The sequence below is a fragment of the Neisseria sp. HMSC065D04 genome (assembly GCF_001815675.1).
GTDB lineage: Bacteria > Pseudomonadota > Gammaproteobacteria > Burkholderiales > Neisseriaceae > Neisseria.
The window spans coordinates 21983-22571 of record NZ_KV821525.1 but is presented as its reverse complement, the minus strand read 5'-3'; the positions used below and the strand labels follow the sequence as shown (position 1 = coordinate 22571).

General features: G+C 42.3%; 1 protein-coding gene. It reads left to right on the top strand.

The window, feature by feature from the left end; genetic code table 11:
- Positions 1 to 271: 271 nt before the first annotated feature.
- On the top strand, positions 272 to 589 hold a 318-nt coding region (locus tag HMPREF3050_RS14895; RefSeq protein ID WP_210399926.1), incomplete at its 3' end, for a hypothetical protein.

The window sequence follows — 589 nt, the reverse complement described above, 5'->3', positions numbered from 1 at the left end:
AGGCGGTATCGATGGCGGATTTGGTGACGGTCGGCGAGGTTTCTGCCGACGGGGAAACGGTGGGCGTGCAGGCTGTGGCAGCGAGAATAAGCGACAGCGTGGTCAGACGGATGGACATAAATAAGCTCCGTGATTGAATAGGGGTCGTCTGAAAGTATAGTTTATTCAGACGACCTTTGTCATAAAACGGGCCTGGCGGTATTTATTGGATATGGATGGAAATTTGGCGTGTTTTTGAGCGGACTTGAGGCTTGGAGATGATTTTTGCTGTGTGAAAGTCCGTTATAAGTTTGTCTTTATTTCAAACTATTCTTCTTCTCAATGGTCTCTTTCTGAGGTATTGTCTTTCACTACGGCTTTATTTTCAAAAATTGTTAATATCCGAAAAATTGATTATACTTATAAAGTATTAGTTCATTTGGTCTATTATTGTTGTCAGGTTCAATCTGATTCTGAATCTGCCAATATCCAATTTAAGACCGTTATGAGAAGAATGGCGGCGATGCGTCTTTTCGATTGCTATTTTCTCGGTGGATTGGAATATAGTGGATTAACTTTAAATCAGGGCAAGGCGACGAAGCCGCAGACA